Annotated in this window: 20 protein-coding genes and 2 pseudogenes; 14 read left to right on the forward strand and 8 right to left on the reverse strand. The window is 41.5% G+C overall.

The features are described 5' to 3' along the window. Positions 1–86: 86 nt before the first annotated feature. The 4 genes from yjjG to HNW13_RS12320 all read right to left on the reverse strand — a co-directional run bounded on the left by yjjG (position 87) and on the right by HNW13_RS12320 (position 4,212). On the reverse strand, positions 87–788 hold the full coding sequence (gene yjjG / locus HNW13_RS12305) for a pyrimidine 5'-nucleotidase (RefSeq protein ID WP_192116374.1): 702 nt from the start codon (positions 786–788) through the stop codon (positions 87–89). 133 nt (positions 789–921) lie between these two features. Next, the gene (locus tag HNW13_RS12310) at positions 922–1,992 is read right to left on the reverse strand and encodes an aminoglycoside phosphotransferase family protein (protein ID WP_192116375.1); all 1,071 of its coding nucleotides are present in this window, start codon (positions 1,990–1,992) and stop codon (positions 922–924) included. 102 nt (positions 1,993–2,094) lie between these two features. Then, on the reverse strand, positions 2,095–2,844 hold the full coding sequence (locus HNW13_RS12315; RefSeq protein ID WP_124011573.1) for an IS5 family transposase: 750 nt from the start codon (positions 2,842–2,844) through the stop codon (positions 2,095–2,097). Between the two features lie 45 nt (positions 2,845–2,889). Then, entirely contained in the window at positions 2,890–4,212 is a 1,323-nt protein-coding gene (locus HNW13_RS12320; protein WP_192116376.1) for a DUF805 domain-containing protein, read from the reverse strand. 363 nt (positions 4,213–4,575) lie between these two features. Between HNW13_RS12320 and gmk the strand changes: the two genes are divergently transcribed. The 5 genes and pseudogenes from gmk to HNW13_RS12345 form a co-directional block, all read left to right on the forward strand. Then, entirely contained in the window at positions 4,576–5,199 is a 624-nt protein-coding gene (gene gmk, locus HNW13_RS12325; protein WP_192116377.1) for a guanylate kinase, read from the forward strand. Positions 5,200–5,259: 60 nt separating this feature from the next. Further along, entirely contained in the window at positions 5,260–5,538 is a 279-nt protein-coding gene (rpoZ, locus tag HNW13_RS12330) for a DNA-directed RNA polymerase subunit omega (RefSeq protein ID WP_011635854.1), read from the forward strand. A 13-nt stretch (positions 5,539–5,551) separates the two neighbouring features. Further along, complete coding sequence (gene spoT / locus HNW13_RS12335; RefSeq protein ID WP_192116378.1) at positions 5,552–7,660, forward strand: bifunctional GTP diphosphokinase/guanosine-3',5'-bis pyrophosphate 3'-pyrophosphohydrolase; 2,109 nt, start codon at positions 5,552–5,554, stop codon at positions 7,658–7,660. A gap of 33 nt (positions 7,661–7,693) precedes the next feature. Next, complete coding sequence (locus HNW13_RS12340; protein WP_011635852.1) at positions 7,694–8,077, forward strand: RidA family protein; 384 nt, start codon at positions 7,694–7,696, stop codon at positions 8,075–8,077. A 139-nt stretch (positions 8,078–8,216) separates the two neighbouring features. Continuing rightward, a pseudogene (locus HNW13_RS12345) lies at positions 8,217–8,451 on the forward strand (transposase domain-containing protein); the annotation flags it as partial. A 230-nt stretch (positions 8,452–8,681) separates the two neighbouring features. Here the strand turns inward: HNW13_RS12345 and exeM are convergent. Then, entirely contained in the window at positions 8,682–11,297 is a 2,616-nt protein-coding gene (exeM, locus tag HNW13_RS12350; RefSeq protein ID WP_192116379.1) for an extracellular exonuclease ExeM, read from the reverse strand. Positions 11,298–11,876: 579 nt separating this feature from the next. Here exeM and HNW13_RS12355 point away from each other — a divergent pair. Further along, entirely contained in the window at positions 11,877–13,316 is a 1,440-nt protein-coding gene (locus HNW13_RS12355) for a methyl-accepting chemotaxis protein (RefSeq protein ID WP_192116380.1), read from the forward strand. Positions 13,317–13,447: 131 nt separating this feature from the next. Here the strand turns inward: HNW13_RS12355 and HNW13_RS12360 are convergent, their stop codons facing one another. Further along, complete coding sequence (locus HNW13_RS12360) at positions 13,448–14,815, reverse strand: hypothetical protein (protein ID WP_192116381.1); 1,368 nt, start codon at positions 14,813–14,815, stop codon at positions 13,448–13,450. 200 nt (positions 14,816–15,015) lie between these two features. Next, complete coding sequence (gene pmbA, locus HNW13_RS12365; protein WP_101087671.1) at positions 15,016–16,395, reverse strand: metalloprotease PmbA; 1,380 nt, start codon at positions 16,393–16,395, stop codon at positions 15,016–15,018. A 159-nt stretch (positions 16,396–16,554) separates the two neighbouring features. Between pmbA and yjgA the strand changes: the two genes are divergently transcribed. The 4 genes from yjgA (at position 16,555) to HNW13_RS12385 (ending at position 21,536) form a co-directional block, all read left to right on the forward strand. Continuing rightward, complete coding sequence (yjgA, locus tag HNW13_RS12370; RefSeq protein ID WP_101087732.1) at positions 16,555–17,088, forward strand: ribosome biogenesis factor YjgA; 534 nt, start codon at positions 16,555–16,557, stop codon at positions 17,086–17,088. Positions 17,089–17,134: 46 nt separating this feature from the next. After that, positions 17,135–19,615 (forward strand): Ig-like domain-containing protein, encoded by a 2,481-nt coding sequence (locus tag HNW13_RS12375; protein ID WP_192116382.1) that lies wholly within the window; start codon positions 17,135–17,137, stop codon positions 19,613–19,615. 291 nt (positions 19,616–19,906) lie between these two features. Then, positions 19,907–20,308: a hypothetical protein gene (locus tag HNW13_RS12380; RefSeq protein WP_101087673.1), complete on the forward strand. Its 402-nt coding sequence runs from the start codon at positions 19,907–19,909 to the stop codon at positions 20,306–20,308. Positions 20,309–20,645: 337 nt separating this feature from the next. After that, a complete protein-coding gene (locus HNW13_RS12385) occupies positions 20,646–21,536 on the forward strand; it encodes a LysR family transcriptional regulator (protein ID WP_194956201.1) in 891 nt (296 codons plus the stop codon). A gap of 35 nt (positions 21,537–21,571) precedes the next feature. Here HNW13_RS12385 and HNW13_RS12390 read toward each other — a convergent pair whose 3' ends face one another. Further along, positions 21,572–22,156 (reverse strand): aspartyl/asparaginyl beta-hydroxylase domain-containing protein, encoded by a 585-nt coding sequence (locus HNW13_RS12390; RefSeq protein WP_208062861.1) that lies wholly within the window; start codon positions 22,154–22,156, stop codon positions 21,572–21,574. A 484-nt stretch (positions 22,157–22,640) separates the two neighbouring features. Here HNW13_RS12390 and HNW13_RS12395 point away from each other — a divergent pair, with 484 nt between their 5' ends. The 4 genes and pseudogenes from HNW13_RS12395 to HNW13_RS12410 all read left to right on the forward strand — a co-directional run bounded on the left by HNW13_RS12395 (position 22,641) and on the right by HNW13_RS12410 (position 25,651). Next, positions 22,641–22,970 (forward strand): IS66 family insertion sequence element accessory protein TnpB, encoded by a 330-nt coding sequence (locus tag HNW13_RS12395; RefSeq protein ID WP_208062781.1) that lies wholly within the window; start codon positions 22,641–22,643, stop codon positions 22,968–22,970. Next, positions 22,964–23,311 carry an IS66 family insertion sequence element accessory protein TnpB gene (gene tnpB / locus HNW13_RS12400; protein WP_208062782.1) on the forward strand — a complete coding sequence of 116 codons (348 nt, stop codon included), beginning with the start codon at positions 22,964–22,966 and terminating at the stop codon, positions 23,309–23,311. The genes HNW13_RS12395 and tnpB overlap by 7 nt, the downstream gene beginning before the upstream one ends. An 83-nt stretch (positions 23,312–23,394) precedes the next feature. Next, positions 23,395–25,037, forward strand: a pseudogene (locus HNW13_RS12405) (IS66 family transposase). A gap of 101 nt (positions 25,038–25,138) precedes the next feature. Beyond that, positions 25,139–25,651 (forward strand): hypothetical protein, encoded by a 513-nt coding sequence (locus HNW13_RS12410; protein ID WP_192116385.1) that lies wholly within the window; start codon positions 25,139–25,141, stop codon positions 25,649–25,651. Positions 25,652–25,686: the final 35 nt, after the last annotated feature.

The raw sequence follows: 25,686 nt of genomic DNA on the forward strand, positions 1-25,686 counted from the left end.
TGCAAGATCGGTCAAGTACCCTTAAACGATCGGCATTGATTCAGTCGAATGGCTTTTTTATTACTGATTTTATAGCGTATTTAATCTTAGACAATGGTGTTGGGTATCAGTAATTGATGCAGTTCAGTTAAATTACGAACCTGATAACTTGGAGAGATCTCATCACTTATAGGTTCGTCATGATGATTTAACCAACAAGTGTCGATACCTGCATTGATACCGCCTAAGATGTCAGAATGTAAGTTATCGCCAACCATAAGTACTTGATGCTTCTCCGGCTTTCCCATTAAGCTAAAAGCATGATGGAAAATAGCAACATCTGGCTTTGCTATACCTAGTTGTTCAGAAATAACCACCGGATTAAAAGCATCTTCAAAGCCAGTACGGCTCAAGCGGATATTTTGTAGCTCGGTAAAACCATTAGTAATTATACCAAGGTTAACTTTACCGCTTAGAGAATCAATCAGTTCCCGGGCACCAGGCAATGGCTGACAAATATCGGCCATAGCCGCAAGAAACTGACTGTTTAGATGCTGTGGAGTAACAGATAGTTTGTTCGCCCAGTGATGGAATCGGGTATGTTGTAAATGCGTAGCACTAATTAAACCGTTTTGATACTCGACCCACAATGATTTATTTACTTGCTGATAAACAGCAAAGTCATCAATATTAAAATCAACTTCAAAGCGCGAAAACATTAATTTCAATCCAGCAAAAGCATCGAAATGAAATAGCGTTTCATCGGCATCAAATAAAATCCATTTATATTTATTGAGCAAATTCGACATCAACGAAGTCCTTCTTTTGTTTAAATGAATAACTAACCTCAGATCAAAATAATGCCCATTATTATCAAACTTTTTGTGCTGCTACTTATGGTAATAGGTATGATCTCAAGCTGAAGTGAGTTAACGATGGTGACTACGAGTTAAATAATGACATTAACTGCGCTTCTTGCTGCAGTAGACTTTGATAAATAGTTAACTGATTTATAGCGCGATCAAGATTGTGAGTTTGATACTTGATCCCAAAATATGTATCGCCATTTAAATAATCCGTTAAAAACCGTACCCCAAGCATTAATGGCATCACTTTAGTGCCGAGCCATAAACTACGTTTTTCGAGCGGAGTAATAATGTCAGCTAGAGATTCCATGTACGATTTTGCTGCTGCAATAATAATCTCAGGTCGGGCATATACATTGGTTAAATTAGTTGAGTCCTCTGGCTCTGGAGAGCAAAAAGCGCGCACCATATCACCAAAGTCATACATCAAATATCCTTTCATGCAGGTATCTAAATCAATAATGGCCATGCTGGACATATCTCGCCCATCAAACAGCATGTTATTGATTTTAGTATCATTATGACATATTCGAACCGGTAATTCGGCTTCGTATTGTACCAATGTTGCCAGTAAATCTGTCTGTGACAAACACAAATCGACCCAATCTTTACAATGACTTAATCGAGTATGAGTGTCAGCTGCCTTTGCATCACGCAATTGAGCGATACGTTGAGGTAAATTCAAAAAATCAGGGATAACATCGACAATGTAACTAGGGTTCAAATCACTTAATGCTGCGGCAAAATGCCCAAAAGCCTCAGCTGCCAACTTAGCTTGAGCTGGTGTATCAACCACTTCAATCGTGTTGCTATGAGGTAAGTAATCTATTGCTCGCCAAAAACCTTGTTCGCCTAAATCCAAATATAGTGCACCTGCTATAGTGGCTATTGGACTAACCACTTGTAATGGATAATGATGCTGTTGGTGCTTAATCAATAAATGCTGGCTAATATTGGCAGCATTTTGAATGACCACCTTAGGTTCAATAAATACTTGGGTATTAATGCGCTGCAACACCAACGATTTTGATTTATCACTCACCAAGAAGGTTTGATTAATATGGCCATTACCCAATGGATAAAGCGTACTATGCTCACTACTAAAACCAAACTGAGGCAATACATTTTTACGGATAAAATTGACCAATCAAAAACTCCAAATCATGTTCATCAAAGCCAAAGATAACCAACACATTTCTTCTGTTTGGTTACCTTAATAATGGTTACTGGCTTAGGGGCTGTTGATCTTTCACATTGGCAGCCAAATTATAGAGCAAGCTAGAGCCAGCAGGCTTTCAAAATTAATTTTCAATTTATCATAGCGGGTCGCTATCGCTCTAAAATGCTTAAGCCGAGCAAAAGCATTTTCAACTAAATGCCGATATTTGTATAAACACCAATCGATATCGCCATTTCCTTGCTTCGAATTTTGTCTTCTAGGGATCACTGGCTTTGAACCACATTCACGCACTTTATCTCTAATCGCTTCACTGTCGTAGCCTTTGTCTGCAATAATAAAATGACTTTGTGGCAACAGTTCAATAAGGGCATTAGCTGCTTTACTATCATGAACTTCTCCACCTGTAACAATGAATTCTATCGGTAAACCATAGCTATCTACCGCGAGATGGATTTTGCTTGTATTACCACCACGACTTAGCCCAATTGCTTGATTTTCATCAGATGATGCACCTGAACTGTGTTGATGTGCTTTTACATAACTTCCATCAATAAATTCCCATTCAGTATCACTATTAGTCGATAATGTTTTGAACAGCCTGAGTAAAATACCTTTTCTTGACCACAGTAAAAAACGACGGTAAATGGTATTCCATAAGCCAAAATATTCAGGTAAATCTCGCCAAGGGCAGCCGACACGCAATCGGTAAAGGATCCCTTCCATCGTAAATCGATGCTCTTGCTTGTTATAAACTCTATCATCAAGCAGAATAGCTTTTAGCTTCGACCACATCTCATCAGTGAGCATTAATCGGGGCATGGTAATCTCGTTGTATTTGTTTTTGGCGAAGTGAATTATACGAGATTACCTTCTTCGCACAAAATTCAAACAAAGATCAACAGCCCCTAGTATCATTTCAAATTGAGGGTTTTGCATTAATGTTGCTTGGCTGCCCTTTAAACTAAATTCATAACCACACAACTTAAAGCTACCTCTAAGCGCAACATGATTAACAATGGCATCTTTATCCAGTGGCGTAAATCGAGCTTCACTGGCACCATCATCTAGTAGATCAACCGTTATTGGTCGGTAACGGCTACCGTCATTAAATTCAAGGTTGGTACAGGTTTTATCACCTATTGCAGTCGCTAAACGCCATAAATTTTGTTTATCACCACTTTCACCTAACCAACGTATGATAAGGATTTCGCCCTCTAAAGCGAGCCAAAACCCATCAGGCAGTTTGATCATTTGTCGAATGCTGGCTTGTTGTTGATTACTCATATCATCAACATGCTCAGTTTGCTCTGTGCCGTCGCCAGAAAATACACTGATTAAAGTGAAAACCAAATACACAACCACACTAACAGCAATAATAGCCGCAGCAATTTTACCGATTAAAATCAACTTTGTCTGGTGTAACTTAGCCACATTCAGCCAAGACTTTGCAAGTTCAGTAATCGACCCTGACTGCAACGCATCTTGATCAACATAAAGCGGCTGATGACTACGTTCTTGCGACGTCGAAAACGAATTGACCGGATCATCTTCTGCTGCTGTATCGAAATGTTGATCCATGTGCGTGCCAGCTTGCTCGAAACTTGTTTGCGGCACAGCATCATCATTAAATGGATGTTTGTCTCTATCGGCAGAATCTGGATGAGTTACCCCCGTAAACGCTACTTCATCAGCTGGCTCTCTTGATGAAAAAGTGTTATCAGGCTGCTCATGAACAGGCATAACCTGCCCTTTCATTACCGGTTCTTGTCGATGAAAAACCGAGCCCGAAATGGATACTGATACCATGCTTGGTCCATAATATCCTTGCACATAGTTAATTGAATTTTTAGCCGGTAAGAATGCTAGGTAGCCACCACAAGCCAGGCCAAACAAAAACACTCCTGCTAGTGTGCCTAAAGGCGCCATTAAGTAGGTTAATATGCCAAAAACCAATACCGGAACAACACATACCATTGCCAATTTAATCGACTTATTGGCATCATTTAAGCGACGAACAGCCGATAAACCAACAACAGGCATTACTGCTAGCGTCACAATCCAATTAATTACACTTGCCGGAAATACAACAGCAGAGATTATTAGCAACAAAAATGCAGCTAAAATAACTCCCATTAACCTTAAGCCTGTGTCACGACCATCTCGGCACAGTAGGGTTTTTACAGACATCAATCATTCCTATTCATTTACAAAAAAATCAAAAAACAGCTGGCTACATAACAGAATGAGTCGGTGATTATCGTGCGTTATTACAACACAAATGGATTGTTCTCATCATCAAAATCGACACCCGCTATTAATAGCGCAAAGCCTACAGAATTTATCTTATAAAGCCATACCCAACCTAGATTTTGCGTTACTTTTTTATTCACTATCGCGTAAGTCACTTTTTATCAATCTACGAGCTGATTTTACTAATCTAATAGCAATAATACACAATACCAATATCTATCATTGCGCTAGCATAACCCTACAGTTAACGAGTATAATATTAAGCTTTCTTAATGAATAATCGGATGAGAAACCCTTTTTATGAGCACTCGTGGAAATCTTTTTATTGTGTCAGCCCCTAGTGGCGCAGGTAAATCATCACTTATATCAGCACTATTAAAAGATAAACCCAGCGATAAACAGGTTTCAGTGTCACATACGACCCGCAAACCTCGTCCAGGCGAAGTCGATGGCCAACATTATCATTTTATTACTGTGGAACAATTTAAAGCACTAATTGCCCAAAATGCCTTTATTGAATGGGCCGAAGTTTTTGGCAATTTTTATGGCACTTCCAAGATAGTCATCGAACAAACCTTAGATAAAGGCATCGATGTATTTCTTGATATTGATTGGCAAGGCGCAGAACAAGTAAAAAAATTAATGGAAACGGCGATTGGAGTGTTTATTCTACCGCCGTCTAAAACTGAGCTTGAACGCCGTTTAACCGGCCGAGGTCAAGATAGTCAGCAAGTAATTGATTCACGCATGGCACAAGCCGTTTCGGAAATGTCACATTATGCACAATACGAATTTATAATTGTAAATGATGATTTTGATAACGCGCTAGCCGATTTAAGCGCCATTATTCGCAGTCAAAGGCTAACCTGTGCTAGTCAGCAGCATGCGCAAAATGATATGATTGTTGATCTCTTGGCAGATTAATTGTCATAGTGTACAATTTTGCGTCATTTTTTCCCATAGATAACACTGGAGTTTCAACACATGGCTCGCGTAACTGTAGAAGACGCCGTAAATAAAATCGGCAACCGTTTTGATATGATCCTGGTTGCAGCGCGTCGTGCACGCCAAATCGCCGTCCAAGGTAAAGAACCTATGGTTGATGAGATGAATGATAAACCAACGGTTGTCGCTTTACGTGAAATCGAATTAGGTTTAGTCACCTCAAACACTTTAGATGCTGATGAGCGCCAAACTGTTCGTGAACGTGAAGCAGCTGAAATTGCCGCTGTCGCAGCCATTGCAGAAGGCCGCGTTTTATAAGGAGTAGCGCCACTTGTATCTGTTTGAAGGTCTAAAAGAGTCAGCATCCAGCTATTTAGAGCCGGATCAAGTAGAATTACTCAAGCAGGCCTATTTGGTTGCGCGTGATGCCCACGAAGGGCAAATGCGCACAAGTGGCGAGCCTTACATTACCCATCCTGTTGCGGTTAGCCGCATCTTGGCAGACATGCGTCTCGATCACGAGTCGCTTATGGCTGCCTTGCTTCATGACACCATCGAAGATACTCCTGTCACCAAAGAAGAACTCACAGAGTTATTTGGTGTGGCGGTTGCAGAACTGGTGGAAGGTGTTTCAAAACTTGATAAAATCAAGTTTCGTGATAGAAAAGAAGCCCAAGCGGAAAATTTCCGTAAAATGATGATGGCAATGACTCAAGATATTCGAGTTATCCTCATCAAGTTGGCTGACCGAACTCACAACATGCGCACACTGGGCTCACTTCGCCCTGATAAACGTCGTCGTATTGCTCGCGAAACCCTAGAAATCTACGCCCCAATAGCTAACCGATTAGGTATTCACAATATCAAAATCGAACTTGAAGACTTAGGTTTTCAAGCCTATTACCCTATGCGACATAGAGTGATACGTGATGTTGTCAAAGCCGCTCGTGGGAATCGTAAAGAATTAATTAACAGTATTGAAGTCGCCATTGAAACACGCCTTGAAGAAGCTGGAATCCCCACTAAAGTCAAAGGTCGTGAAAAAAACCTCTATTCGATTTATCGAAAAATGCGCAGTAAAGAACTGCAATTTCAAGAGGTCATGGATATCTATGCGTTCCGAGTTATCGTTGACTCTATTGATACCTGCTATCGCGTGCTCGGCGCTATGCACGGATTATACAAGCCGCGACCAGGACGTTTTAAAGATTATATCGCTATTCCCAAAGCCAACGGTTATCAATCATTACACACATCATTATTTGGCCCTCATGCGGTTCCTGTTGAAGTGCAAATTCGCACTGAAGAAATGGATCAAATGGCCGACAAAGGTGTTGCTGCGCATTGGATGTATAAAAACAATACCGATACGACTCAACAAAGCACTTCTCAAGTTCGTGCTCATAAATGGATGCAAAGTTTGCTTGAGTTACAGCAAAGTGCAAGCAGCTCATTTGAATTTGTTGAAAACGTTAAAACTGAATTATTCCCTGAAGAAATCTACGTTTTTACCCCTGAAGGTCGTATATTAGAATTGCCGGTCAATGCCACTGCTGTCGATTTTGCCTACGAAGTGCATACTGATGTGGGCAATACCTGTGTTGGCGCACGCGTTAATCGTCAAGCATATCCGTTGAGCCAACCATTAATTTCAGGGCAAACAGTCGAAATTATTACCGCAAAAGGTGCTCGCCCTAATGCTGCATGGTTAAACTTTGTCGTAACGGGTAAAGCTCGTGGTAAAATTCGTCAAGTATTAAAGAGTCTTAAAGGCGATAACGCTATCGCATTAGGTAAGCGTTTACTAAACCATGCCTTAGGTGATACTAAGCTTGAGACCATTCCGGCTGAATTACTTGAGAAAGTGATCAAAGAAACCAAACACACATCTTTAGACTCGCTGCTAGCAGATATTGGCTTAGGCAATGCCATGAGCATTGTGATTGCCCAGCGCTTGGTTGGTGAGCAGTTTGATTCGCAAGATAGCAATAAAGAAAAACCACAAATGCCAATTCGCGGTGCTGAAGGTATGTTGGTCACTTACGCCAATTGTTGTCGCCCAATCCCTGGTGATGCCGTCATCGCCCATGTAAGCCCAGGCAAAGGTCTGGTAGTGCACATGGAAAGTTGTGCCAATATTCGCGGCTATCAAGGCGAACCTGATAAGTATATTTCAGTGCATTGGGATAACGTAGAAGGCGCAGAATACCAAGCAAATCTACGCGTTGAAATTGTTAACCATCAAGGTGCATTAGCAAAAATTACTTCTATCATCGCATCTGCTGGATCTAATATTCACAATCTCAGTACCGAAGAACGTGATGGCCGAGTGTATTTGATTAATTTACGTATTTCAGTTAAAGATCGTGTTCACCTTGCAAACGTTATGCGCAGAATACGTGTTTTACCTGAAGTATTACGCACCTCGCGTAACCGCTAGTCACTGATAACTATTAAAGAGAGCACGCACACTATGGCCGAAAAAATTATCATCGCAACCGACAAAGCTCCACAAGCTATTGGCACTTACTCACAAGCAGTTAAAGTCGGCAGTACCGTTTATCTTTCAGGTCAAATTCCGTTAGATCCAAAAACCATGACCATGGTAAGCGATGATTTTGCAGAACAAGTCGTACAAGTGTTCGAAAATTTGACCGCTGTATGTGAAGCAGCAGGTGGAAGAATGAGTGACATCGTTAAGCTCAATATCTTCTTAACCGATTTATCTCATTTTGCCACTGTAAACGAAATTATGAGTCGTTACTTCCAACAACCTTATCCAGCTCGTGCCGCTATTGGCGTCAAAGAGTTACCAAAGGGATCATTGGTAGAAATGGACGGAATAATGGAAATTTAACGAAAAATATACCACTTTTAAAACGCGCCTAGGGCGTATACCGAATCAGTTAAGCGGTAAAACGACAAAATTTAACTGATCGGTTGACCGATCTTTCTAGCCTGCGAAAATCCGATAATCTTTATTGTCGGATTTTTTTATGGAACTTTCACCACCCCTTGCTCACACTTCAATTAATCATCTAACTGAGTTTTTTATCTCTCGCTGATGTACTAGAACCCGGGATTATTCAATCCTGCCTTAATTCAAATGGCGTAGCGACGTTAAGGCGATGTAAATTGCCCATGGACGCGATAGTTTGGGTTGTTATAGGCATGTCTCTATTCCGCTCAGAATACGTCCGTCAATTGATTAATAAGCTTGATACTGTGTTGCTAATGGCAGGGTTTCACCCGCTGAATATGAAAATCATCATTTTAGAACGTTACAAAGTGTCTAGTATTCCTAGGCCTTACCAAAGGCAAGCGTGAAAGGCGTTATCCACGGCACTTAAAAAGTCATTAAAAACAGTATCCTGTAGCAAAAATAAAAATGCCGCTCACCTTAAGTGAACGACATTACGCCTAGGGCGCCTTTTTTATATGTATCATTATTAATGCAATAATTAACTGCGACGGCGTAAGCCTAGAGCACCTAATAACATCAATGCAAAGTAACCTAAACTACCACCATCACTATCTTGAACAGGCTCTGGTGTTGGCGTAGGAGTTGGCGTTACTGGCGCAGGATAGCTTAATGCAATAATCACTGGATCATGGTCTGAAGCTGAGAATGGACTTTCAGTTTTAACCAGATCTCCGGTGTACTTGCTACCATATTCAAACAGGTTAGATTCAACTGAGTTAATGTGCCAGTCGTCAATACCGACTAACTTAGCCGCTAAACTCTCATTGGCTAAAGCATGGTCTAAATTACCTAATTCACCACTGTAACTATATGAATAAGTGGCTGCGCCATGTGCTTGAGTGTTTAAGTTAATTAAACCATAACCTTTATCTATCACACTGCCTTCACGCTCGTACACTTTACCGTTTAAGGTAGTCCACGATGCAGTTCGGATAACATGATCTGTAGTTGAGGCATCGTAATCAGTTAATACTGCTACCGGATCTTCTTTGCCGTAGGCATTTAAATCACCAATAACCAGTACATCACCAGCAACATCTTTTAGTGACTCACCGAGTACTTTGGCTGCTGATACACGGAATGCATTACACTTTCCTTGCAAGTCTGCTGGCTCAGCGTTTTCGTTAAATTCAGCCCAGTCTTCAATACAGCCTGAACCTTTCGATTTTAAGTGGTTAACCACAACAGTTAACTTTTCATCGTTAATGCTAAAGGTTTGCACTAAGCTATGACGTTGGAACTTTTCATAACTCGGGCTTTGCTCAACAACGCCATCTTTCTCACGGGTTTGCGCACCTTCTGCAGCATGTTGTTCTGGCGTCGCAATCACTTTTGCCGCGCCGTCTAATGTAATACGGGCTGGGCGATATAACATGCCAACTGTAATCGCATCACTGCCGATGAATTTGTCTTCATACTTATCAGCATCTTCAATTTCAACAAAGCGATACGCTTGATCATCAGTTAATTCTGCGTTCAATGCATCTACAAGGTTTTGAATGGCACTTAACTCGCCAAAGCCATTGTTAGCGATTTCCATTAAGCCAACAACATCAGCATTCATGGCGACAAGCGCATTCACTATTTTAGTACGCTGCAACACCATTTCTTCTTCGATTAATGCACCACGATTGCTGTTTGATGGATTAGTATCACCGCCAACAACGTCATTAAAGAAGTTCAACACGTTAAAGCTCGCTACGCGAATGTCGCCCATATCTGCCACTGTAGGCGCATCGGTACGATCGTTTACACGGATAAAATCGCCAGCAGTAATCATGTTGGTCGGTAAAATACGGAATGCGTTGTAGCTATAACCAATCACACCTTCAAGGTTAGTCAATTGATCGCCCACACGAATGTAACCCGTTTCTGCGTTAAACTCTGGGAAATAAGGTACTTCACCATCTTTCGCTTTGAAATCAGATTCAACAAATAACTGGTTTACTGCGTTAGCTTTAGCCAGTGCAATAGAATCTGCTGAGTTTGGCTCAAATATTTGAGTTGGTTTCATTAATGGCGCTTTATGTGACAACACCATATTGTTACGACGTCCGTCATAATCGTAGCTAAAGGTACGGGTGATTTTCATCTCACTACCCGCATCTAATACTACTTTCATGCCTTCAACACGCTCTAATGCTTGCGTTAGGGTTTCGCCATCGGCAACATAAAATGCACTGGCTAGAGGCACTTCACCTAATGCGCCAACTTCAATTTTTTGATCGTCCTTAAGGTTAATCTGAGTCGAGCCGTAATACTCGTTTACTTTACCTTGCACACACACTTCAGTGCCTGGCTGAATAGTGTCTGGTGCAGCTTCGTTCAAGTAGACGAAAATGCCGTCTGAAGTATAAGGTGAGTTGTCACCTTGCATGTCTTGAATAAAGAAGCCTTTGTATAAACTGTCGCTTCTAGAAGTAACAATCCCTTTTATGGTCACTTCATTAGTCGATTCATAACTACCATCGGCAATTAATGGACTAGAGTCACCTGCACCTTGCACATCATAAATGTTGGTCAGTGTGGCCCCATTACAGGTAAATACTGTTGGCTCTGGTGTTACTGCGGTATCAAGCGAGCCTAAACCACTAAAGGTGTCTTTATCTAATGTGACCCATTGGCTAGCATCATAAGTAGTGCTGGCAGTTAAGGCGTCTAATTTACGCTGGAATGTGGTGTCAAACCCCCAACCTGCTGGTGTTGGAATGTCACCAACAACATCAACCAACACACCGTCTTTTAATAAGCCGACAGCATCGCCACCATTAAAGTATAAGTTACCGGTCATCGAGTCGGTTGAGGCTGGCAAGGTAATCGCTGCACTTGAATGCAAAATGACTTTGACACTTTTAGCGGCAATAGTGTCAGTTAATTCCACCATATCAAGCGCTGCAGAGTCACCGTCTTTGTAACGTACTAATTTGTAGCCTGTTAAATCAATTGCAACGTCACTGTTGTTATACAGTTCAATCGCTTTGTTGTTTGAACTACCTTCAACGTATTCACTAATTAACACCTCTGCATTTGCCATTATCGGCATTGCAGAGGCTACTGCGAGTGAAACCGCCGTTAGTTTAGTCAGTCCTTTCATTTTTTAACCCCATATTTTGTAATATAAATGCTATTTTTTTGTAATATGCGGGGCGATTGTCCCAAAGTTTGTTTACAGAAAAAAGAACATTGATCACATTAATGGGGTAAACAAATTTACTATCTGATTGATTATCAAGTAATTTTGTTTTAATTAGAAAACGATGATAAATAAAATCAAAAATACCTCAACTAAAACAACATTTAGCGTAAAAACAAGCGTTGACGGGGTGGTTGTTAAAAAATATAGATTTTGTAACACTTATTGTTCAAAAAAATAAAAAAATGACAACATACTGTTTGATATTTTAATTCATGTCATGAAATCATCTTGAAAATGTAAGGTTTTTACCCGATTATTACGCTAACATTGACCACCAACACTCGTGGTATGTTGAATACACCATGAATAAAAACCAATAAATCACTTAAGGTATGTGAGTTATTGTCGATATTGATCATGACTCGATGTCATGTTGGTCACAACAAAATATTATTAAGCTGACTATTTAGTATCAATATACTAAAAGCTCATCTAGTATTTGAATTTATTATCTTTACCGGTTTAGGTGCTCAAACCATGAAACAAGTTGATTTCAGAAATATCGATAAACTTTTCATCAAAATGTCCATTAACGATAAGTTCTGGGCTATTTTCGGACTGTTCCTGATTATTTTATCTAGTGTATCGATTAGTAGTTACTTTAATAAAATTGAAAATATAGAACAGCAATCATTACTGGTTTTAGAGCAAAAAACAGCAGCTATGGTTCAAGCACTTGATGCCACGAGCCAACTAGAACAAGCTTCAACATTAGGTTTACAAGTCTCAGGACGTTCACAAACAAGTTCACGCCAACGAGATACTATTACTGCCGTTTATGCATTAGATGGCCAATATTATACCCTGAGCGAATCTGTTTCTGGACAAGAAGCCAGCGCAAAACAAGCTGCTTTGATATCACTGTTAATGTCATTTTTATGGGTATTGCCTTTTGTAGTAGTGATTTATTGGACGGCCACGTTCCTTGGCGGTGCACTTTGGGTGTTATGGGATACCACGGAAAAAATTGCTAAAGGTGATTTAACCTCTCGTTTAGGCTTCCATCCTGGTCGTGATGAATTTGGCACCATTGGTTGCGCACTTGATAAAGCCATGGACACATTAACCGATCTCGTTGTCGCAGTTAAGAAAAGTGCCGATACATTGCAAACAACCTCGAGCTCATTCGCCAATGAAGCAGTACAAAGCGCTGAACAAATTGATTTACAATATGCTTCACTTGACTCGGTTGCTACAGCGATGGAAGAAATGACGGCATCAGCTGCTGAAGTCTCTAATATCGCTCGAAATTCAACTCAACGTGTTGAACAAGATTCAGAGTATACGCGTCAGAGTTATGACCGAGCCAAGCGTGCGATTAATGAAATTAAGCAGTTATCGACCTACATTGAACAAACATCAAACTCGGTCAATACCCTAAAAATTAATGCGACCAATATTAATGAAGTGATCACCACCATTAATGCTATTTCAGATCAAACCAACTTACTGGCATTAAACGCAGCAATTGAAGCGGCACGTGCAGGTGAAATGGGCCGTGGTTTTGCGGTGGTTGCCGACGAAGTAAGAACCCTTGCAGGTCGTACACAGGCTGCGACGGTTGAAATTCATAAAATGATTGAATTACTGCAAAGTGAAACGCTCAATATTGACAGCATTACTCAAGATACTGTCAAGCAAGCACAAACCAGTAGCGATCTAATTACTAATATTGGAACCGATATTAATGCCATTTCTGAATCTGCGAATTCAATTATGGACATGAGTTTCCAAATTTCTACATCGTCAGAAGAACAAAGTGCAGTGGCCAATGACATTGCAAAAGAGCTGACGGACATAAGACAGAAATCAAATATTATTAGAGGCTTATCGCAACAGTCTTCAAGTGGTGTTAAAGATCTAGCAAAAGCATCAGCTGATTTGGGTAAAATTCTTAGTCGATACCGTACTAATTAATCTCAGATTATAACTTATTAGTTTGTATGTTTATTTGACTATAAGCGCTAAATGAAAAGCCGATATCGATGATATCGGCTTTTTTATGTTTAATAAGCAGTGGCTTAACTCACGGTTAATTCAACTTAATATTACTGTAATGACGTAAGTCTATGACCTAAAGCGCTTGTACTGTCTGGAGTCAGCACAAAAGTATAATTACTGTCGCCATCAAAGCTGATTGAATCAGACTGATAAACTAAGGTTTGCGTGCCATTATCTGCTTCATAAACAATGTTAATTTCATAATCATCTTCAGGCAATGTCAGGCTGAGTTTTTCGACAAAATCTAAATCCGTTAAGGTATATTCGGCGGTTTCAATGGTTTCTGAAGCGCGGACAAAATACACGGTTAAGTCATCATAATCGTAAGCTAAATTCACCACATCGACTTTATATTCAAAAGCTCGAGGTCGTAAGTCTTGCTCGATCACCATACCTTTAACAGAACTGTCTTCTTGCTGATAAATCAGTAAAGACTTCACTTCATCTTGGTTAAACGTTACCAACAAGTTATCGAACAACTTGGCTTTACTGGTCGCATCTTTAGTGGTGATACCATAATCATTAAACGATGTTGATTGGTAATCCGTTACTGTGAAGGGTGAAATACCATACAAGTATTGTGTTTCTTGCTTACTGGCAATATCAACATCAATGCTTTGCGTTTCTAAACCATTAAACACCCGGTAATCGGCAGTTGCCTCTAACGCGGCGTAAGTGACAGGCGTTGTGGTTGAGTCAATACTGTCGATAGTGACGTTAATATCACCTGCACCAAAACTGTTACGAATAATCAGTTTATAGGCGGTTTCGGAGGTTAAACTCATGCTACCTGTGGTGTAGAGCACATTTTTAGTGCCGGTTTCGGTCAGATAGACAATATAATCATCAGTATCGAATATCTGTTCGCTGGTGTAACTGCTATACGGCACATTACCCAGCATCACCGCTTGGTCAATGGTTTGGGTATCAAGTGAAATATAGGTATCAAAAGTACCTTCATCAGTGGCTACGTTAGCCACTAGCACTTCCATTTTGCTGTAGTCATTATCATCGTCGGCATTTAACTCGTCCATTTCATCGCGTGAATAGTTAATATCCAATAGTTCTGGATCGTGATAATCACCATAAAGTACAAACAAATGGTTCGAGTCGCTCGCTAAATCAACGGTGTCGCTGTAAACGGTTACCGTTTCACTATCTTCGTCTTGACCATAAATTTCCAGTTCTGTGCTCCCTGCACTATAAGCATAGCGCGGCATTGCATCAGCAAAATCAACCGCCGTATATGAATAGTCATCCAGTACTAACGAAGTCGATGTGCTATTAGGTGATGCATTATAAAACTGCACATAAGCGACATCATCACTGCTTTCTTCACTGTCTGAGCCACACCCTAGTAACAAGGCTCCCATTGCAGACACCATCATCAATCGACTTATTTTTTTGTTAAACATATTTACTCCATTAACCATCTAGTTACATTTGCAAGAGTTATGACAACCCTTGCCTGTAAACGACTGTCAAGAAAGGTAAAGTAAAGATATAAAGCGTAAAGAGCCAAATTAAAGTTAAAAAAAAGCCTCTTAATCAATTAGATAAGAGGCTTTAATTCTTTTTGCATTTAAACCATAAATGCATTTTTCAGCAAAAGGAGTTAATTACCCGCGATTTTCATCTCGCTCAGTAAAATACCGCCGGTGCGGATTGATGAACGTAAATCGCGATCTTTACCTACGCCTTGTATTCCCATAAACATGTCTTTTAAATTACCCGCGATAGTAATTTCTTCTACTGGATACAACACTTCGCCATTTTCAACATAAAAACCTGCCGCGCCACGTGAATAATCACCAGTAACGCCATTAACGCCTTGGCCCATCACTTCCGTAACAATTAAGCCGGTATTCATGGCTTTAACCAAGTCATCAAAGGTTTGATTTGAATGGCTTAGGGTCCAGTTATAAATACCACCAGCATGGCCTGTATTGGTCATCGATAATTTACGCGCCGAATAACTGGTTAGTAAGTAAGTTTCTAGTTGGCCACGATCAATAATACGACGGTCTTGGGTTGCCACGCCTTCACTGTCGTAGTTAGCACTGGCCAGTGCGCCAATTAAATGCGGTTGTTCTTCAATACTAAACCAGTCTGGGAATATTTGAGTATTCAGAGCTTCCATTAAGAAGCTCGACTTACGGTAAATACTACTGCCACTAATCGCGCCAATTAAATGTCCCATTAAGCCTGTGGCAAGTTCAGGAGCAAATAACACTGGCATTTTCGCCGTGGCTATTTTACGGGCATCCAAACGGCTTAAGGTTTTGTTTGCCGCTTGCAAACCAACCGCTTCAGGTGACAGTAAATCATGATATTTACGGGCAACCGTATAGTCGTAGTCGCGCTGCATATTGCCATCAGACTCTTGGCCTATTACAACACAACTTAAACTGTAGCGAGAGCTGCAATAGCCGTTAAGAAACCCATGACTGTTACCATAAACCCTAGCGGCAGTATGAGCATTGGCACTCGCGCCGTCTGAGTTACGTATACGGCTATCAACCGATAAACTGGCTTCTTCTGCCCGAATGGCCAACTGTGCGAGCTCTTCAGCATCGATATCTTGTGGATGATATAACTCCAAATCGCGAATATCTTGCGCCATCAAAGCGGGATCAGCCAAGCCACTAAAAGGATCTTCTGAGGTATATTTTGCAATGCCATCGGCCGCTTTTACCGCTTGACGAATTGCTTCAGGGCTTAAGTCTGAGGTCGATGAACTGCCTTTGCGACCATCACGGTAAATGGTAATGCCCAACGCACCGTCTTTATTAAACTCAACGGTTTCAACTTCTTTTTCACGGGTTGAAACCGACAAACCTTGCTGCTTGCTGATAGCCACTTCAGCGGCCGAAGTGCCTAACTCTTTCGCATATTCTAATGCGACAGATACCGCGTCTTTTAACGCCGATAATTCAGAATCAATTCTAGGTGTTGGTTCAGTTGCGCTAGGCGCTGAAGAAGGATGAGAAGCCACAAATTTACTCTTTGATTAGTCTAATTGACGCTAGCATATCAAATTCAATTGGCGATTGATAACCGCACATTTATATCGCAGTTGATCATCAATAAATTCTGCATATTCTAGGCCAAATAAATGCTATCATTAATGCATATTGACTTGAGGTTTATGACTATGAAAATTGTTGGCGATTCTGAGCTATTTCAGCAGCCCTATGATAATGATGACAACTATGTCAGCAGAACAGGCGTTAAAAAAGAAAGTGAGGATGCTCAAGCACTTGGCATGCGTTTAGTGGCCCTGAGCAAAACTCAATTAGACAAAATGGGTTTAGATGAATTTCTATATGATGCGATTCTAAAAACAAAACTGATTAAACAAAAAACTGAAGCCTATCGCCGCCATTTACAATACATTGGTAAATTAATGCGTGGCTTTGAGCATGAACCTATTGAAGCAGCACTGGATAAAGTGTTGAACAAAAACAATAATGAAGCCGCTCAAATACAGATTTTTGAAAAAATGCGTGAACGTTTATTAGCGAATGGCGACGATGAAGTCCAAGTATTACTGGATTTACACCCACAACTTGATCGTCAAAAAATGCGTCAACTGATCCGCCAAGCGAATAAAGAACTGGCTAAAAACCCAGAATCAAAATCGTCTAAAGAGCTATATAAGTATTTAAGATCTGAAATAAAAGACTAGGGTCCATCTCAAAAATAGTCTGTTTAATAGAATAAGGATGTTGCTAATGCGGCTAAAAATGATGACTCGCACACTATTGTTATTATTAACTTCAGTGCTGTTATTTACCGGTTGTAACGGTGCCGCGGACGGCACCGATACTGACACACTGAGTGGTAATTATAGTATTGCCGTCAGCTATCAAAATATCGTCAATGGCCAATGTGATGAGAATACTGACTCACTGATTTTTGATCTTGATGGTAGCTTTTGTGCCATTGCACATCTCAAAATTGGTAGTACTAACGTTAGTGGAGCGCTCATTACTTTTAGCACCACCAATGCAACAATATCACCTACCACGGTGTTAACCTTATCTTCTGGTCTTGCGACAACTCTGGTCACATCAAGTAGTACCGACGCTGGCACGCTTAGCGCAACTTACTCTCCAAGTGATGCAGATGCTGTTAGTGCGACTCGCAATTATCAATTTAAAGAATATGACACCAGTATCTCTGTCGAAGCGATTAAATTAACCGCTTCGATAAGTGATGCTACCGGCCCTATTACCCGCTTTAATATTGATAAAACAGTTCAGCTCAATGCCTTGCTTACTGACAGTAATAATCAAGCTATTGCTAACCAAATTGTGACATTCAATGCCGGTAGCGCTACGTTAGCGCCAGCAACTGCACTGACAAAATCCTCAGGTATTGCTACGCTAAACTACACACCGTCCGAGGCAGAGTTAGGTGCGAGCCTGTTAACTGCTACCACCGAATATCAAGGTAGTACTCTTACCAGCAGCAGCGCTTTTGAAGTGTTAGCGTCTGACGATATTGCCACGAATGGTAATGTTAAGATGGGCTCGTATAATGCTAATGGTGAGTTTGTTGAAAGTGAATTAGCGACAACGCTAGTCGCAACAACTGATGGTAGTTATAGCATTAGTGCCGGTGGCACCTTTGGGATTAGCGCTACGTTAGTTACCGAAAACACCGATGGCACATTTACACGCTTACAAAGCCCAACCAGCATCAGCTTTAGTTCTGACTGTTCGACCAATGACAACGCCACACTTGATTCACCTGTTACTAGCTTATCAGGTTCTGCCAGCTCAACCTTTTCAGATGTCAGCTGCAGTGGCAACAGCGAACGTAATGACATCATCATCGCGACAGCAACGGTTAATGGCGCTAGTTTAAATGCAAGTTTGCCTTTTACCTTAGCCCGTCAAACATTATCTAATGTGAGCTTTGTGTCAGCTGATCCAAGCCAAATTCGTATCAAAGGTTCTGGTGGTACCGGTTCAACAGAATCATCGTTAGTGACCTTTTTAGTCACCAGTGCTAATGGCCAGCCGGCAGCACAACAAACGGTTAATTTCAGCTTAGACACCAGTGTTGGCAGTCTGCGGTTTGCTAATGGTGAAGTGACCGACAGCAGTATTACCAATTCCCAGGGATTAGTCAGTGTGCGAGTGCAAGCTGGCACCATTCCAACCCCGGTAAGAGTGGTGGCATCAACCACAGACGCCGACACTAACCAAACCATTACCAGCCAATCAGAACAGCTGACCGTCAATACCGGCTTGCCACAACAGCTTGGTTTTAGTATTTCAAGATCAAATGGCAACCCTGAAGCGGGCGACTACAACGGCGAACAAGTTACCATTACAGCTTATGCCTCTGACAGTTTTGCAAACCCTGCACCAGACGACACTACCATCAACTTTACCGCTGAAGGTGGTCAAATTGAACCATCGTGTTCCATAGAAAACGGAAAATGTTCCGTCATTTGGACATCGGCATCACCACGGGTAAGTGACCATCGTGTAACGATTATGGCTTATGCGCTAGGACACGAAACCTTCTTCGATACCAATGGCAACAATGTATTTGACGATGCTGATGGTGGCGTGGTTAACGGCTGCTTAAGCGGCACAACGTCAGTAGCATGCAGTGGCAACGGCATGGATGTAGAAACTTACCATGACGGTGGTTTTGTTGACTTGCCAGACGCCTTTAGAGATGACAACGAATCTCGCACCCATGATTCAGCTGAACCGTACTTTAATATTCAAGCGAGCAACACATACCAATTAGCTGACGGTCAATTTAACGGCCCACAATGCCAAGGTGCATTATGTGATAGCACGGCTATGAGTACTTATATCCGTAAAGCATTAGTATTAACAATGTCAGGCTCTGAAGCTAATTTTGTCGTTAGCCAAGATGGCAGCGTGATTAATGATTACGACACTGATGTTCAACCTATTGCACTAGATGAAACGGCAAAGTTTGATGTGGTAATCACTGATAGCGCCAATCAAATATTACCTTCAGGTACAACCTTAACCGTTACTAACACCGAAGGTGAATTGCAGTTCTCTGGCTATACCGTACCTAACAAGAGTTCAGCAGGAGGAACATCAACCTCATTTACCTTGAAAAATAATGGTACACCAGGCGCAAGCCAAGTCACACTGACAGCAACTACGCCTAAAGGTGTGGTAACTAAATTGATATTTGATGTGACCTTGTCATAAGCTCAATATTCTCACTCCTATAATATATATCGATCCTTCAAGCCTGCTACTTCAGCAGGCTTTTTTATACTTGGCATTCACAAATATGTTGATACAATAAGACGTGCAATACGGTATTTAATTGATATGCTGTTGAAATAAAAACTATTTTTTCTAGCTGACGTTATGTTCGCGCCTTAAATAGTGCTCAACATTATGCGTTTCGATACCATCAATAGCATCTGTAAACAGGGCTAGTTTACTATTACGAGGGACCGATTTACGACTCTCGACGCATACTAAGGAATAATAATGCGCAAAATTTCTCTACTTCTTACTATAACTGCAGGTGTACTACTCACCGCTTGTGCCGCTAAACCACCAATCGTGGCTCAAAACAAAACGGTTGTCGTCAATGACCAAACTTTCGTGCTTGGCGGATCGTATGATAAAGCAAATAATAAACTGCTATTGACCGCTAATGGTGACCCGATCATGCAGGGTCGATTCCCGCCAATGACGCCTACCCAAAATCTTAATGCAAACTTTAAAGATATGAAATTTAAAGGTGATTGTTACTTTGGTTCGGTACTCGGAGATCAAGGTGGAAGCTTTGGTATTGTTGCTAGCATTGTTCAATCAGCAAAATCGAGCACTGCAGATAAATGCGACATTTTTATCGATGGCACCAAGCAAGAAACACTGTACTTCTAATTAGACATATTAATTAAGCGCTAGCCCTGCTTACCTACCTATCTATTAATCCATTTCGTTATCTCAGTTGAGATAACGTAACATCAGTTAGCACCAAATTGGTGCGAACAAGGTTTATTCAGCACCAGAGCAACTCAATCAATTTTTATAAAATTAGTTAACACTATGTTTAAATTAGATTTTAACTACTGGTCTAATCCTTGCTTTCTCTTCAAGAATAGCTCCTAGTCTCACTAAACTATTACTCAGTAGTCGACCCGCATGCATTACAGATGTCATCATAATTGATTATCATCGAGGGGAAGTGAGTTGATAAACTGTCCTTGTTGAGAATTGAATGATCCCTTTACACACCTCCATGCGCGGCCTACGTTGTTTTTGCGTCGCTGCTGAATGCTTAAGTTTTAAAGAAACCGCTAAAAGATTGTATCTAACCCCTTCGGCGGTAAGTCATCAGATTAAACAGTTAGAAGAATCACTAAACCAGAGCTTGTTTATTCGTCAAACCCGCGCGGTGACATTGACCGAAGTGGGCGCACGCTTTTACCAGGCCATCGAGCCGGTCATGCAGCAATTAGTCAACACAGTCAGTGAATTTAACCAGTCAGACAGAATGCTCGAAGTCAGTATTTCAATGCCAGAATTCTTTGCCAGTGAACTGTTTATGCCTAAACTCATTGGTTGGTCATCTAAATATCCCACCATCAATCTTAAGCTCGAAACCATTAAGTCGCGTAGCGATACAATTAAGCACACTGATGTATCCATTATGCTCTCTGGTAAACAACAAACGAATGCCGATGTGTATGATTTATTTCCAATCACTTATATCCCTGCGTGTAATGCACAACTGCATGCTGAATTGTCTTCACAAGGTTTTAAAGCATTAACTAAGGTGCCATTAATATTGCATAAAGCTCGACCTTACGCTTGGCATCAATGGGCCGAAAATGTTGGCTTTGATGCATTTCAGCCTAAGCAGATAATTCAACTAGACAGTATGTTCAGTGTCGCCCGCGCTGCAGAACAAGGATTAGGCATTGCACTCATTCCATTACCCATCAGCCAAGCATGGTTCGATAATGGCACCCTTCTACCATTATTTCCTCATCCACTTTTTAGCCATGATCGCTATTATTTGATCCGCCACACCAATGAACAACAGCGACCAGAAGTGCAATTACTGATCGATTGGATCCTCAAAAGTTTCCATGATGAAAGTCATTAATAATTAGATTGATAATGAATTTATTACACTGTTTATTATCGTTTCAATAGCTGTTCAGCGTATTGCCGAACGTCGTCTGGCACCATATCTTCTGTGAAGGAACAAATATCCGACCGAAGAAAATCCAACATTAATGTGCCACGATATTGAGCAGAATCGTTCCAAGCTTCATGTTCAGCAGTATCATCAAATATTAAACATTTACCTTCTTCCCAATAACGGGTTTCGCTGGCAACACGAAGCCTGCAGTCAGGTGGCACCACTAATCCAAGATGTAAACGATATACATTATTGGCCCAACCGACATGTGGTGTTATATGCGTATGGGGGGCTAGTAGCGAAAAACCAGCGAGAGAAATGCCGCCGATGTTTTCAACGAGTTTCGCTGTTTGAGGACATTTAACGCATGCACCTTCAACACGATTCCCAAGCGCATACAAGCCGAAGACACTCCAGCCTTGACCATGCATTTGTTGTTGAACCCATGGGTCAAACGAGTCATTTGGTAGTGCAAGAAATTCATCTCGAATTATTTCCCAATTAGCTTCAAGCTCTTTCACAAAAGAAAATTTAGAGGCTTCAATAAACATCATCATTAGTCCTAAATATACTATTAGCATTATCAGCCACATTTTGGGCTAAAAATCAGTGATCATTGCCAATAGTTTCTGGCCGTCTTTAATTAAGTATCAGTTATAATCCTACATGCCCTATCTTATTGATGTAAAGACATTAAAAATCTTAAGCAGTGCAGACGCAGACAGTATAAATAGACTTTGAATCATATCAATATGGCTTACACACTATCAGTATTAAATCCCTTGATACCGTTGAAGACTGTTTATAAAAGAATGTGTAAGTCGTTAAGGTTTCAGGTTCAATGAAAATTGTGGAGGTTAAAGAAAATCGTTGGATGACCATGTCATGAAACACATCGACGTTAATTGCCGCGGCCATTAATTAAACAAAACTATCACACCTCCCCATAAGTGAATTTTTTTAACCCATTAATGCGTTTTTTATGTATGCGTCCGGGCAAGTACGTCTTCAACTGCACTCATCTAGCCTTTATCTTAACGACTGATAATGACATCAGGAGTTAACATGGCTACACGTTCACATCAAGATTGGGCTGCTTTGATACAACAGCAATCCGCTAGCGGCTTAACGATTTCAAATTTTTGTCGTGTGCACAAGCTTAGTCTTAGTGGGTTTTACGCCCGCAAAGCGGACATGGCTAAAACGGGCACCCAACAGATAGCGCCGTTTGTTAAGGCTACCGTGACATCGCCGACAGCGATGACAACCCAAGCTCAACCTTCCGCTTCAGGGCAGGCTATCCATTTTCAGCATCAAACCGGTTTATGGACTTTCCCCAGCACCTTGCCTGCACGATACCTGCTGGAGATTATAAAAGGCCTACAAGCATGTTGATGTTTCGTGAGCTTCCGTGTGTTTATCTGCACCGTGCACCGGTGGATTTTCGTAAATCGATAAATGGCTTAGCTGTTATCGTTGAGCAGCAATTATCCTTACAGGCCAGCGACGGCAGTGTGTTTGTCTTTTGTAATAAAGGCCGTGATAAATTAAAAATCCTCTACTGGGATAACACCGGCTTTGCACTTTGGTACAAACGCCTCGAGCAGGATAAGTTTAAGTGGCCGACGAAAAGTATTGATGAGTGCCTGAGTTTATCTGAGCAACAGTTTCATTGGCTGTTATCTGGCTTTGATGTATTGGGTCATCAGCATGTGAACGGCTTGAATTACAGTTAATTGATCGCCATTGCGAAGGCTGTTTTCGATAATTAGATCACTGCTTTAGCCTTATTTAATGGGATATTTGATATAATAACACCATGAAATTAAGCCCTGATAACTTACCCAACGACGTTGATTTACTTAAGCAATTATTGCTTGAGACGCTGGCGGCTAAAGATAATGTTATCGAGTTGAAAGACGCTGAAATCGCCGAACTTAAACACTCTGTGCAGCGTTTGCTTGAACAATTCCGCCTCGCACAGCAACAACGTTTTGGCGCCAGCAGTGAAAGCCATGACTATCAAGGTGAGTTGTTTAACGAAGCAGAAGTGACGGTTGATGAGCCTGTTGAATTAACAGCAGATGCTGACGCGCCAGTGTCACCTAAACAGCGCGCCAAGCGTAAATTACTGCCTAAAGACCTGCCACGTGAAGTGATTATCCATGATATTAGTGATGAAGATAAGCAGTGTGAGTGCTGTGGTCATGAGCTGGCGTTAATGGGCCAAGACAGTAGTGAGAAGCTGAAGTTTATTCCGGCGCAAATCAGTGTGATTGAGCACGTTAGATTAAAATACAGCTGCAAGCATTGTGAGACTAAAGGAACCCAGGCCAATATCAAACAAGCGCCCGTGCCAGTCAGTCCTATCCCTAAAAGCGTGGCGACGCCAAGCTTGTTAAGCCAGCTCATTACCAGTAAATATCAGTACGCATTACCCCTTTACCGGCAAGAAACACTGTTCAAGCAACATGGTATCGCCTTAAGCCGGCAAACCATGGCGGATTGGATGATGAAATCTGCAGCGCTGTTCAAGCCCTTATATGATTTACTCCACCACCATTTATTAACACAAGATGTCATCCACGCCGATGAGACCACGCTCAAAGTGATTAACGATGAGCGGGTGAAATCCTACATGTGGGTGTATTGCGCTGGCGCGGATAAACCAAGCACTGAGCCTCGATATCAAGGTTTGCGCAATATAGTACTGTACGACTATCAAGACGGTAGCCGCGCGGGCACCTGCGTGAGCCGTTTTCTTGCCACTGAGCAAACGGTATTTAATGGTTATTTACAAGTCGATGGTTACGCGGCTTATCAGCAGGCAAACAATAAACTGGTCGGTTGTTCGGCTTAGTCTCCTGAGTCGCTCTACCTCCTGCATCCATGCAGTCGTGGGCTCATGCGCGGCGTAAATTCAAAGAAGCGCTAATAGCACAAGGCAAGCCCAAAGTAGGCAAAATCAGTAAAGCGGATATGGCGCTGAGCATGATAGCCAAGCTGTACCGTATTGAAACCCAAATACAAGCACTGAGCCTGGAAGAGCGATTGTATTTTAGGCGCACCCACTCACGTGCTCAGCTGGGGTTATTTAGGCAATGGTTGGATAAATCAGTGCTGCAAGTATCAAAGGAAAGTCCGCTAGGCAAAGCCATCCATTACAGCCTCAATCAATGGTCAAAGCTGAGTTGTTACACGCAAGACAGTCGCCTCAATATCGACAACAACCGCGCAGAGCGGGCAGTAAAACCGTTTGTGATAGGGCGTAAAAACTGGCTATTCAATCACAACCATCGCGGCGCTGAGGCGAGTGCAATTTTGTACAGCATCATAGAAACGGCTAAAGCGAATGGACTCATCCCGTTCGATTACATCGAACACTGCTTAGAACAATTATCCTACCCTGATTGTGACCTCAACAGTCTCTTACCCTGGCAGGTTAGGCTAGACAAGACGTAGTTCGCCGGACGCTTACTTTTTTATCGTTTGTCGACGCTAGTCGTTTTGACTAAAGTTCACCTGTAGCGCGGCGCTACACAAACGTTTAAAGGAGCGACATCATGAAAAAGAGCATCGTTAATGGCCTAATTTGTGCCACATTAGTACTGACAGCATCGACAAGCGTAATGGCTGATAAGCAAGGTCAACAGATCAAAAGTAATGCCTACAAAATGGTATTAGTGGAAGATGTGCCTGGTGTTAACGCATTGCAGTCTGGTGATGTTGAAGCAGGCTTAACCGCTACTTTGTCTGCAAGTAAGTTCGCCGTGGATGACTATTCTCGCAACGTGAACTTATGCGCTGGATATGTGCAATTAGCTGATATGGAAAAAGCCCAAAAAGCCTGTAGTGCAGCCGTGAAAAGTGCTCGTACCCAAGTGGCGATTCCATCAATGACGGTTCGGGCTTATGCCTATAATAATCGTGGTGTAATGAAATTACTGAATAATGACAATTTAGGCGCATTAGCTGATTTTAAATATGCTGCAAAAGTCGATCACAGCGAGATATACCAACATAACGTTAAACGTTTAGAAGCAGCTTTAAACAATGCCCAAAACGGAATGATGTAATTGGACTCTGACCAAGAAACCGTCACGGTTGCCCT

The sequence above is a fragment of the Shewanella sp. BF02_Schw genome (genome assembly GCF_014596695.2).
Taxonomy (GTDB): domain Bacteria; phylum Pseudomonadota; class Gammaproteobacteria; order Enterobacterales; family Shewanellaceae; genus Shewanella.

What these genes read in the sequence shown, in the direction of transcription:
- yjjG (WP_192116374.1), bottom strand. Translation starts at nt 788, where the DNA reads ATGTCGAATTTGCTCAATAAATATAAATGGATTTTATTTGATGCCGAT.
- HNW13_RS12315 (WP_124011573.1), bottom strand. Translation starts at nt 2,844, where the DNA reads ATGCCCCGATTAATGCTCACTGATGAGATGTGGTCGAAGCTAAAAGCT.
- HNW13_RS12320 (WP_192116376.1), bottom strand. Translation starts at nt 4,212, where the DNA reads ATGTCTGTAAAAACCCTACTGTGCCGAGATGGTCGTGACACAGGCTTA.
- gmk (WP_192116377.1), top strand. Translation starts at nt 4,576, where the DNA reads ATGAGCACTCGTGGAAATCTTTTTATTGTGTCAGCCCCTAGTGGCGCA.
- rpoZ (WP_011635854.1), top strand. Translation starts at nt 5,260, where the DNA reads ATGGCTCGCGTAACTGTAGAAGACGCCGTAAATAAAATCGGCAACCGT.
- HNW13_RS12340 (WP_011635852.1), top strand. Translation starts at nt 7,694, where the DNA reads ATGGCCGAAAAAATTATCATCGCAACCGACAAAGCTCCACAAGCTATT.
- exeM (WP_192116379.1), bottom strand. Translation starts at nt 11,297, where the DNA reads ATGAAAGGACTGACTAAACTAACGGCGGTTTCACTCGCAGTAGCCTCT.
- HNW13_RS12355 (WP_192116380.1), top strand. Translation starts at nt 11,877, where the DNA reads ATGAAACAAGTTGATTTCAGAAATATCGATAAACTTTTCATCAAAATG.
- HNW13_RS12360 (WP_192116381.1), bottom strand. Translation starts at nt 14,815, where the DNA reads ATGTTTAACAAAAAAATAAGTCGATTGATGATGGTGTCTGCAATGGGA.
- yjgA (WP_101087732.1), top strand. Translation starts at nt 16,555, where the DNA reads ATGAAAATTGTTGGCGATTCTGAGCTATTTCAGCAGCCCTATGATAAT.
- HNW13_RS12375 (WP_192116382.1), top strand. Translation starts at nt 17,135, where the DNA reads ATGCGGCTAAAAATGATGACTCGCACACTATTGTTATTATTAACTTCA.
- HNW13_RS12380 (WP_101087673.1), top strand. Translation starts at nt 19,907, where the DNA reads ATGCGCAAAATTTCTCTACTTCTTACTATAACTGCAGGTGTACTACTC.
- HNW13_RS12385 (WP_194956201.1), top strand. Translation starts at nt 20,646, where the DNA reads ATGATCCCTTTACACACCTCCATGCGCGGCCTACGTTGTTTTTGCGTC.
- HNW13_RS12390 (WP_208062861.1), bottom strand. Translation starts at nt 22,156, where the DNA reads ATGCTAATAGTATATTTAGGACTAATGATGATGTTTATTGAAGCCTCT.
- HNW13_RS12395 (WP_208062781.1), top strand. Translation starts at nt 22,641, where the DNA reads ATGGCTACACGTTCACATCAAGATTGGGCTGCTTTGATACAACAGCAA.
- tnpB (WP_208062782.1), top strand. Translation starts at nt 22,964, where the DNA reads ATGTTGATGTTTCGTGAGCTTCCGTGTGTTTATCTGCACCGTGCACCG.
- HNW13_RS12410 (WP_192116385.1), top strand. Translation starts at nt 25,139, where the DNA reads ATGAAAAAGAGCATCGTTAATGGCCTAATTTGTGCCACATTAGTACTG.